The following is a 10,761-nucleotide window of genomic DNA, read 5'->3' on the forward strand; positions in this document are numbered from 1 at the left end:
GTGAAATCGCCTGTTCTCAGTCCTGTAGATCCTTCACCGCAGCATCCAGTTCGTCCAGCGCACGGCCAAATTCCTCGAACGTTCCGCTTTCACGTGCCTTGTTGACCTTATCCATCGCATCCCGAACACGCTTGTTACGTGCGGAAGCTGGACCGGAATCGGAACCGCCCGTTGCGCTACCGCTAGTTGGAGAGCCTTGCCCCTGGTTCTTATCGCCATTACTGGAGCCGTTCTCGGCGTCGTTCTTATCGCCAGCTACCGCAGAACCGTCTGCTTCGTGGACATCGGTCGCTGCTGATGGATCAATCCCCACCTGCTTCAACGCCTCGGCGATGGTGGGTGCATACCCCACTTGGCCGTTATAGGAGACCAGCACGCGCAAGAGCTTAGGGAAGGCCGACTCTTGGCCTTGTCGCTGTGAATACACCGGCTCTACATAAAGAATCTGTCCGTCACCGACCGGCAAGGTGAGCAAATTACCGTTGGTCAGTTTATTAGACCCTTGCAGCAGGGAGCGTTCCCGGGCGATCTCATCGGAAGACATCATCGTATCCTGTGCCTGCTTCGGGCCCTGCGTCTGTGTTCCGGTTGGCAGCACGCGAACGTGGATCTTTCCATAGTTCGCATGCCGAGCGTCCGACGCCACAGTCATATGAGCCGCAAGGAATTCACGGCGCAATCCCACGAACGGAGTGATCAGCTGGAAAGAGGCCTTGTCGGTCTCTGGGTCAGTAGCGACAACGTAGTACGGCGGCTGTGCCAGTTGCTGCCGATCCTCTGCCGCCGATGGGTCGGAAGGCACCGACCAGAAGGCGTCATTCTGGAAGAACACCCCTGGATCAGAAACGTGGTACTTCGCAATCAACTCGCGCTGCACCTTGAACATGTCTTCTGGGTAGCGCAGGTGAGCCATCAATTCGTCAGAAATCTGATCTCGTGGTTTCACCACACCCGGGAAGGCTCCACGCCATGCCTTAAGCACGGGGTCGTCTTCATCGAACGCGTACAGATCAACCGTTCCGTCGTAGGCATCCACCACCGCCTTCACGGAATTACGAATGTAGGAAACATCGTTGTTCACCAGCTGATTCTGGCTCACACCATCGGGGTTGAGCGCGTCAGAGGTGCTCTCCGTCAGGGATGTCCGCTGGGAGTACGGCAGATTCTCCAGGGTGGTGTAACCATCCACCACCCACTTGATGCGTCCGTCTACTACCACGGGGTAAGTCTTAGAATCGGTAGTCAGCCACGGGGCGACCTTATGCACGCGCTCGCGCGGATCGCGTTCGAACAAAATCTTCGAATTAGTACCAATCCGGTCGGAGAGGAGCATGTTCATGGACTCAAAGTGAGCCGAGAACATCACGCGGTTGACGTAGTTGGAAATATCAGAGCCACCTTTGCCCGTGTAGGTGTAGTTCTGAGTGTCCGTGTCGTATTCCACAGGTTCCTGCCCTGTGGTTCCCACGATCGCGTAGTCAGTATTCGGATCCGCCGACGAGGCAATGAGCGGGCCAAAGTAGATCCGGGGTTGCTTGAGATCGACCTTCAGCTCCCCACCCTGCTTACCGGACTCGTTGGATTGAAGATCTGCGCGGGTGTAGACGGGGAATCCGCCTCGCGCTGAGCCGGCCTCACGGGCTACCTCATCAACCTTGTTAGCTGGCGCTGCAATGAAACCGTTGCCATGGGTGTAGACGGTGTGGCGGTTCAGCCAATCTTTCTGGTTTCCCGTCAGGGAGTTCGGGTTGATCTCACGCGCTGCCACGACGAAATCCCGGGTCTTACCGTTGACGTCGTAGCGGTCAATGCTCAGCTCCTCAGGAAAACCGTAGAAGTTGCGCAGCTGCTGTTGCTGAGTGAACGTGGGGCTCAATACTTCGGGATCGAGCAAGCGAATGTTCGACAACGTTGCATCATCCTGAGCGATAGACCGGCGTTCCTTGGCGCCGTCGTTGGACGAGTCCGCACCCCAGTCCTGCTCATAGGTCACCTTGTCTTCGCCGATACCGTAGGCATAACGGGTGGCCTCGATGTTGCGCGAAATATACTCACTTTCTTTTTCCGCACGGTTCGGGTTGACAGAGAACTGTTCCAATATGAGCGGCCACGCCACACCGAGAACAAGGTTGGAACCAATCATTAACGCCACTGCCAACGCCGGCAGGCGTAGATCGCGCAGAACGATCGTGCCGAAGAAGAGAATTGCCACGAAGATGGAAATGACCAACAGAATGATCTGTGCTGGAAGCACAGCATTAATGTCCGTATAGGAAGCTCCGGTGAAGGTCTCCTTCTGGTTGTTCATCAATGCATAACGGTCAAACCAATAATCCACCGCCTTGAGCAGCATCCAGATTCCCGCGATCACGGCAAACTGAACCCGTGCCTGTGGTGAAACGTGCGCTTTCTCCCCCACGCGTGGGTTACCCGTGGTAATGCTCCCCAACAAGTAGTGGGCGATGCCGTTGATGAAGAACGCAACGAGCAACAAGATGCTGAAAGAGCTCACAATCAACTGTAGGAATGGCAAATGAAATGCATAGAATCCCAGATCCTTATGGAATTGCGGATCCTGCACACCAAACTGTTGGCCGTTGACAAATAACAGCGCGGTTCGCCAGTTGGTCTGTGCAATTAAGCCGGAGATCAGTCCAATCACCAGTGGCACACCCACGAGGAACGGCCGGAGATTTTTTACTAGCGTCGGTCGAAGTTCATCCAACGGGGACGAGGCCGCGCCGAGTCTCGCGAAACCATCCGGGCGGGTCTTCCACGCCGCGAATGCCGCGCCCCAGACGATGAGAGCCGCGACCACTGCGAAGAGAAGGAAAAGAACAACACGGGTGGTTATCACATTGATGAATACTCCTTGGTATTCAACACTGTGGAACCAGGACCAATCCACGTATGTGGAAACGATCACAGGGATAATGAAGAATGCGATGGCGACAAGTGCCGCTAGCGTACCAATGATTTTTGGTCGGCGAGCCGGATCTGTGGTGGGTTTATTGCTCTTGGCCCCACGTGGCGGGGGTGGCTTCATACTCAAGGCGGGGATCTCTCCTGAATGGCCGAGTGGTCGTCGGAAACTGCTTCCACAATACGTACAATTCTTTGGAGCACATAAATACTTCTCGAATACTTCTGGCGGAGGGAGATAATAAGTGACTAGCAGTCTGGATCTACACGACATTCGTGTACTCAACGCTGCTCTACGCGAGGCCGTCGATTTCGTCCATGCCGAGGGGTGGGACCGGCCCGCCACGTTATTCGGCTTGGTTCCTCACGCCCTAGTTGCTGACGCTATGGACTCCAATTTTGACGACGCCACCGTCAACCCCCTCGCCCTTGTGGTACAGGAAGGCATCCCGGAACACATTCGACCGGGCTCTGAGGAGTTGGGGGAGTTCATCGCCACTATACGATGGCCCGAACCGGTGGTCGGAGCGATACTCGCTCAGGAGATAACCTTTCTGAACTCTGCCGAGGGAGCAGATGCGAGCCCACGCGCCGCTCGCCTCTTTTCAGGCATTCTGGACGACTCAGGCTCGGGCGCCGAACGTTCCCTGATACAGCTGCGTCCCACGGACGACGAACTGGCAGCTGACCCTTTTGCGCAAGACAAGGTGGAGCTGCTGGGAGGTGATGACATCGCCCCCGGTGTCATCGCCACGCTACGCGCCACTTTTGAACGCGACTAGAATCCGAAACTTTGCTGTGCTACCTACCCACGGACTATCGATGCCCTTGGTTGCGTGCTAACCGTGCACAGCGATCCCCTCTGTTGCGCGCTACCGAGGGACTAGCTACTCCCTCGGTACGGCTACTACACGGCTTCGGAACCAGAAAACGGAACCTTAGCTGCAGGTATCAAAATCCTTGCCGCTGGTGTAGTTCTTAAGGTCTCCGATGGCATCTTCAAGGGAATCGACCTTAATCAGATCCATGCCGTTGCGTTCCGCGCTCAGAGCTTCAGAGCAATTGTCGGCAGGAACGAGAAAGACTTTGGCGCCCGCATCCTGCGCGGCACGAATCTTATGGGTAATACCGCCGATGGGGCCGACCTTGCCATCGGCATCAATGGTGCCCGTCCCTGCAATGAACTGGCCGCCTGTGAGCTCGCCAGGGCTGAGTTTATCCACCACGGCCAAAGAGAACATCAAACCGGCAGATGGGCCGCCAATATTGGTGAGGTTGTAGTTGACACGCAAGCCGTCCGCAGGTTGAGCCACCGTGGTCACGCCCAGGAACGCAATATCACCAGACTCACCTCGCTTGCGCAGCGCCTCAGGTTTGTTCTGAAGCTCAACATCAATCTTTTCGATGCGCTTTTGCCGCTCAATGGTCAACGCGACCGTGTCACCAGGTTTGTGCTTCTGCACCTCACGTGCCAGATCACTCGGTAATTTCACATCCACGTCATCAACCTTCTTCACCACATCGTTGATGTGGATTGTGCCTTGGGCAGCCGACTTATCGCTGACATCCATCACCATCGGTTCCACTGGCCGCTTGAGGTAGTTCATGGCAGAGAGGGTCGCATTAGACTCCGAAGTGGAAAACGCTGCGGCATTTTTTTCCTGTACTTCATCCTCTGACTGGCCTGGAGGGAAGACCTGTTCGATCGGCACCAAAGTGTCATCTGTAAACAGCCATCGCCCCAACGCCTGCGCGAGAGTCATGTTTGTGCGCACCGATACGGTGGTCATATTGAGATGGCCGGTGGTTTTATCCTCATCCGCACCCGTAATTTCGACAACTGGGCGACCTTCGAAATCGCCCAAAGTATTGAATGTCGGACCTTTTCCCTGCGCAGCATACGGCACCGTCAGGTCAATATCGGTACCAGGGATGCGCGGCAGTCCGATCAAAGAGAGCAGCACCACAACGGGTACAGCCCCTAAAACGACCGTGCGGTTGCGTCGATTCCAAAAACTCACCCGATGGATACTACCCGTGTTCGCTCAGGGCGCACACTTCCACTCCACACAGCCACAGAACTCACAGGTACGGTTTAAAGCATGAGTAACTTCGGCTTCGGCTTCCACAACTCGGACGATGACTCCGACGACGATCGTCGGGGCAAGGATAATAACAACAATCCCTTCGGCGACAACCCCTTCGGATTCTTCTTCGGTGGCGCCCCCGGTGGTCAATCCATGGGTGGACACTTTGGAGGAGTGAGCGGGGGCAACCTCGGCGACATCCTCAGCCAATTCGGCGCGATGTTTAGCGGAATGGGCAGCGATCTCAACTCCGATTCCGGCAGCCCCGTGAACTACTCCATGGCCGAACGCATTGCGCGCCAAACCATCGGGAACGACCACCGTCCGCACGATTCGCAGGCTGTGGCCGAAGCAGTTCGCCTCGCCGAACTGTGGTTAGATGAGGCCACCGTATTACCCGCAGGCGCTACCGGTTCAGTTGCCTTCGGCCCGACGCAATGGCTCGAGCAAACACTCCCCACGTGGAAACGCATCGTCAATCCCCTCGCCGACAAACTCGGTGAAGCTTCTCTCGGTGCAGTGCCAGAAGAGATGCGCGACCAACTCGGTCCCATGGCAGGCATTATGAAGCAGGTCAACAGCATGAACTTTGGCATGCAGCTGGGTCGTACGCTCGGTGAATTAGCCAAAGGCGTAGTTCTCTCCACGCAATGGGGCATGCCTCTCGCTGGCGACCGCACCGCAGCTATCGCCACCGCGCACCTTGAGTCCATCGCCAAATCCCTGGGAGCTGAACAGCGCGAAACCCTCATCTACCTCGCGGCACGAGAAGCGGCCCATCACCGCCTATTCCAGCACGTCCCATGGCTTGCTGAGCGGCTTATCCTCGACGTCGAAGAATTCGCAGCCGGCATGTCCTTGGACTACTCCAAGATGGAAGAAGCGACGCGCGAGTTCAACCCCGAGATGATGAATGATCCGGCGGCGTTACAGGACATGATGAACCGCTTGCAGGGTGAGGATCTCTCCCCTCAGGTGGTATCTGCCAATGCGCACGCACGCGAGCGTCTAGAAACCAGCCTTTCACTCGTGGAAGGTTGGGTCGACTATGTTGTCGAGTCTTCTCTCAGTTCACGGGTACCTGAGGCCGCTATGGTCGGCGCCGCATGGCAGAGCTTCCGCACCAATGGTTCTCCTGCGATGGATGCTCTCACCCACGCACTCGGACTCAGCTTGTCAGCTCCGAAAGCAGCTGAAGCGGCGGATTTGTGGCGTCGTTTAGAAGAAGCGGTGGGTACCGAGCGGCGTGACGCAGTGTGGGACCACCCAGACTTCCTCCCCGTTGCCGAGGATCTCGACAATCCCGCAGCTTTCATCGGCCATGTAGCTTTCGACGAAGCAGAGATGAAGGACTTCAACCCCATCTCCGAAATTGAGCGGCTCGAACGCGAACTTCATGGCGCAAGCACAGGTCACGATGAGGCGAATCTCACCGAGGCACCCAACGAACATGGCGTAACCAAGAGCCACAATGAGAAGGACACAACCGACAAGCCCAACGAAAATGGCGTGCCCGATAAGCTCAGCGAGACTGACGGGCAGGGATCAAGCGAGGGCAAGGGCGGTATGGACGGCATAGAAGACGAGAAAAAAGATGGTGAAAAGGATGACGAATAAAACACCCAGCCAGTAGGCTAACCTTCACCACAACCATGAACTAGGGGGGATCATGGCTATTCATTGCCAGCGACGCACCGATACGCATTCAGACTTGAAGGACAGCACAGGGCATCTCGTACAGCTAGCGAGGGGAACCGCACTGATCACCCGTCCCGGTATCGGCATACAGTTCAACACCTTGCCGGGACACGCGATCATCCTTCCTCTGCCAAAAGATGTCCGAACCGGCGCCGTTCTCACAGCACTGGCCTCCGCACGCCTGCCAACCACAACGGATCAACTCGCCACGTCACTGGGATTTTGTGGGTTCTCGAATCACATCGCCGTAGACATCATCGAAGAACTCCTCCGCGCTGGTGTACTGCGGCGCCACATACCTCACTGCTCCGTGTCCATACTCCGCACAGGTCACGCGAGCGAACGCCTGACACGCGCCCTGAGCAAACAAGGAGTGGACTATCGCGTCTATGACTCTCCTCACGCTCTCGTCCACAACGCACCGACGGGCACCACTGCCGTGCTGCCCGGAACACTATTCCCACATTCCGACCTCGTCTATATGCTCATGCAGGCACGCATCCCACACCTCACCAGTGCTGCAATGGATGGCTATGCGATAGTCGGCCCCCTCGTCGTACCCGGTCACACCGCCTGCCTCAATTGCCTTGACACACACTACGAGCAGCAAGACGCAGGTTGGAAAAGCATCCGATTGCAAGCCACAGGACGCCCCATGTCCGCGGATCCTCTCAATGGAGACATCGCGGCCCTAGCTACCGCGAGTCTCATCACTGCACACATACTCCCTTGGATGGCCGCCGGATCCCCTCACCACGCTATTCCCACTACCGCCTTATGCCGCGTGGACTATCGCCTGGAAGATTCCCTCGTAAAAACGCACCCGCCAATCCCCCGATGGCGAGACTGCATGAGCTGCCAGATGGCGGCTGTCACACCACATTCTGCGTGATAGCCAAAATATCCTCGCCAAAGCGATCCACCTTCACCGGCCCCATCCCGGCCACCTGAACCAGCTCCTCTGCAGTCGTGGGCTGAGCGGCAGCGATAGCAGCCAATGTCGCATCCGTCATGATGACATAGGCCGGAATAGCGAGCTCCTGCGCCATAGCGGTACGCCACGAACGCAATTCGGTGACCAATAAATGATCCAACTCTTGAACGTGCTCACCGCATCGGCCGAGGATCTTCAACTCCTGTGTGGACAAGCGAGTTCCACACACCGTACATGCATTCTTCGGAGCCCCCACACGCGAATTCGCCGCAGAAACCACTGCCGACGGCGATGCGTTACCACCAACACGGGATGCTGGAACCACGCCATCTAAAAAACGGGTGCGTTGCCGATGGGACTTGCCTCCCGGCTGACGCGCTTGCGCCCACGACAAATACAGCCTCTCACGCGCACGGGTAATGCCCACATACAACAGGCGGCGCTCTTCCTCAATGGCATCATCAGCGCCACTGCCCTTCAGCGCATAATGAATGGGCACCATTCCATCGTTAAGCCCCACCAAGAACACGGCGTCCCACTCCAAGCCCTTCGCCGCGTGCATACTAGCCAGCGTCACACTCTGCATCCGAGGCGGGTTCTTCGCTTCCCGCCGCTCGGAGAGCATAGCCACTAGCGCCTGGAACGTGATGCCGGGGGTGGCGTTAATCAGCTCCTCCACCAGATCAACCAGTGCCCGCAAGGACTGCCACCGGCTGCGTTCCTTAGCTCCCGTAGGCTCCTCAGTGCTCAGCCCCACTGGAACCAACGCCGCTTTCACCGCGTTGAGGACGTCCTGTGACTCCGGTGAATACTTGTGCGCAGCACGCATCAGGGCACCGTGTGCTTCAATAATTTCCTGACGGTTGAAGAACCCCTCACCGCCCTTGACTTGGTAGCTAATACCAGCCTCTTCCAGCGCATACTCGAAGACTGCTGAGGAAGAGTTAATACGGTAGAGAATGGCAATCTCAGAGGGGTCGACCCCCTCATTAATAAGTTGTGTGATTCTCTTCGCCACAGCCGAGGCCTCAGCGGTTTCATCTGTGTACTCAGCAAATTCCGGCGTCGGACCTGTGGGGCGCTGCCCAATAAGACGAAGACGCGTACCAGCAACGCGGCCTTTTGCCTGCCCAATCACTTTATTCGCGAGATCTACAACCTGTGGCGTGGAACGGTAGTCCCGCTGCAAACGCACCGTCACGGATGAAGGAAAGCGGCGCGAGAAATCCAGCAGATAATCCGGAGTCGCACCATTAAAACTGTAAATCGTCTGGTTGGCATCCCCCACCACCGTCAGATCGTCACGCTCACCTAACCACGCGTCCAACACCCGCTGCTGCAAGGGAGTGACGTCCTGATACTCATCGACCACAAAAGTGCGGTAGCGGGATCGAAATTCATCGGCGATCCCCGGTGTCGATTCGATAGCCGCAGCCATGTGCATTAGTAAGTCATCAAAGTCCAGCAAGATTCCCTCGCGCGTGGTTTTTATCCCCTCATAGGCTTTAAAGATGTCCACAAACTGTTCCGGAGATAGTGGACAGTCACGCCTATCCGGCACGATCCGACTCGGGTAATCATCGGGGGCCACGAGCGAGGACTTCGCCCACTCAATTTCTCCAATGATGTCCGCCAATGCGGTCTTGTCTGCGTCGATGCGGAGAGAGCGGGCAGCTCGAGCAACCACGCTGAACTTACTGTCGAGCAACCGCCACGGCAGGTCACCCGCATAGTGTGGCCAGAAATAACTCAACTGACGTAGCGTGGCGGCATGGAAGGTTTTCGCTTGGACACGAGCGACTCCCATCATCGTGAGACGTTCACGCAATTCAGTAGCGGCACGGCTCGTGAAGGTAACCGCAAGAACATGGTCCGGGTTGACATATCCCCCACCCACTAAATGGGCGATCCGATGGGTGACCGTACGGGTTTTACCGGTCCCCGCACCTGCGATGATGCACACGGGACCCCGGGGGGCTGTGGCCGCCTGCAGTTGATCAGGGTCGAGCTCGGACAGATCAAACGGTACGCGCCCCACGGACACTACTGAGCGCCCTCCTCTGGTTCCACATTAGAACGAACGTAAAGAATGCGGTCACCGGGCTCGACAGTCTCCGCTTCAGCTGAATCAATGCGATACAGCTCTCCTGAACGCACGACCCCCAGCACAACGTCTTCCAGCACCCGTGGGTTACCTCCCACTTCTTCCTCCACAACCATGCGCTCAGCGATGGAGAATCCCTCGTCCGGGCTCAACAGGTCTTCCATCATCTCGGTGACAGAAGGGGTAACGGTAGCGAGGCCCATGAGTCGCCCAGCGGTTTCGCTGGAAACCACTACAGAATCTGCACCAGACTGGCGTAAGAGGTGGGAGTTGTCGGACTCACGCACCGAAGCAACGATGGTCGCAGACGGCGCGATCTCACGGACAGACAAGGTGATCAACACGGCAGTATCGTCCTGATTCGGCGCGACCACCACCGCACGGGCGCGATTGACCCCGGCGAGTTTCAGCACATCAGAACGGGTCGCCGAGCCCTGAACAGTCACCAATCCCTGGGTAGAAGCCTGTTCGAGCACTTCACGGTCGGTGTCCACCACCACGATCTGACTCGGGGAGACACCATCAGCTAATAGGGCCGTGATGGCGGAACGTCCTTTGGTGCCATAACCAATGACGATGGTGTGGTTGCGCATGCGCTTCCTCCAGCGGCGAATCTGCAGAGCTTTGCGGGACTCTTCGGTAAGAACGGACAGGGTAGTACCGACCAAAAGGATCAGGAACACCACGCGAAGCGGTGTGATGATCAAGATGTTGAACATGCGGGCATGTTGTGACACCGGAGCAATATCACCGTAACCGGTGGTGGATAGGGAAACTGCTGCATAGTAGACAGAATCCAGGAATGTATCCATCCCTGAATAGCCTTCCCTGTCCCAATAAGCCACGATGGCCGTAGCAAATAGGAGTATCAATGCATAAAACATGCGGCGCGCGATCAACCACCACGGGCTTTGCACTGCGGCTTCTGGAATCTTCACGATGTTGAGAAGCGCGTGGTGTGGTAATTCGTCTACCTCGGTATCCGCGCGGAAGCGATCTCGCAACCTATCCCGCAT

The 10,761-nt window shown here is 56.8% G+C and carries 7 protein-coding genes; 3 read left to right on the forward strand and 4 right to left on the reverse strand.

Annotated elements, in window-relative coordinates; genetic code table 11:
- Nucleotides 1-16 precede the first annotated feature (16 nt).
- Nucleotides 17-3,046 (reverse strand): UPF0182 family protein, encoded by a 3,030-nt coding sequence (locus GP473_RS07010; protein ID WP_186277299.1) that lies wholly within the window; start codon nucleotides 3,044-3,046, stop codon nucleotides 17-19.
- 121 nt (nucleotides 3,047-3,167) lie between these two features.
- On the opposite strand from GP473_RS07010, the gene GP473_RS07015 reads away from it, so the two are divergent.
- Nucleotides 3,168-3,704: a PPA1309 family protein gene (locus GP473_RS07015; RefSeq protein ID WP_246394744.1), complete on the forward strand. Its 537-nt coding sequence runs from the start codon at nucleotides 3,168-3,170 to the stop codon at nucleotides 3,702-3,704.
- Between the two features lie 156 nt (nucleotides 3,705-3,860).
- Here GP473_RS07015 and GP473_RS07020 read toward each other — a convergent pair whose 3' ends face one another.
- Nucleotides 3,861-4,943, reverse strand: coding sequence for a YlbL family protein (locus GP473_RS07020; RefSeq protein ID WP_185770186.1), 1,083 nt, complete (start codon nucleotides 4,941-4,943; stop codon nucleotides 3,861-3,863).
- Between the two features lie 81 nt (nucleotides 4,944-5,024).
- On the opposite strand from GP473_RS07020, the gene GP473_RS07025 reads away from it, so the two are divergent.
- The gene (locus GP473_RS07025) at nucleotides 5,025-6,626 is read left to right on the forward strand and encodes a zinc-dependent metalloprotease (protein WP_186276767.1); all 1,602 of its coding nucleotides are present in this window, start codon (nucleotides 5,025-5,027) and stop codon (nucleotides 6,624-6,626) included.
- A 52-nt stretch (nucleotides 6,627-6,678) separates the two neighbouring features.
- Nucleotides 6,679-7,599: a TOMM precursor leader peptide-binding protein gene (locus GP473_RS07030; protein WP_186276768.1), complete on the forward strand. Its 921-nt coding sequence runs from the start codon at nucleotides 6,679-6,681 to the stop codon at nucleotides 7,597-7,599.
- On the opposite strand, the gene GP473_RS07035 is transcribed toward GP473_RS07030, so the two are convergent.
- Together GP473_RS07035 and GP473_RS07040 are read right to left on the reverse strand one after the other, a co-directional pair.
- The gene (locus GP473_RS07035) at nucleotides 7,580-9,685 is read right to left on the reverse strand and encodes an ATP-dependent DNA helicase UvrD2 (RefSeq protein WP_281381106.1); all 2,106 of its coding nucleotides are present in this window, start codon (nucleotides 9,683-9,685) and stop codon (nucleotides 7,580-7,582) included. The genes GP473_RS07030 and GP473_RS07035 overlap by 20 nt on opposite strands.
- Nucleotides 9,685-10,761: a potassium channel family protein gene (locus GP473_RS07040; RefSeq protein ID WP_185770189.1), complete on the reverse strand. Its 1,077-nt coding sequence runs from the start codon at nucleotides 10,759-10,761 to the stop codon at nucleotides 9,685-9,687. The genes GP473_RS07035 and GP473_RS07040 overlap by 1 nt, the downstream gene beginning before the upstream one ends.

It is taken from the genome of Corynebacterium anserum (genome assembly GCF_014262665.1).
Classification (GTDB): Bacteria; Actinomycetota; Actinomycetes; order Mycobacteriales; family Mycobacteriaceae; genus Corynebacterium; species Corynebacterium anserum.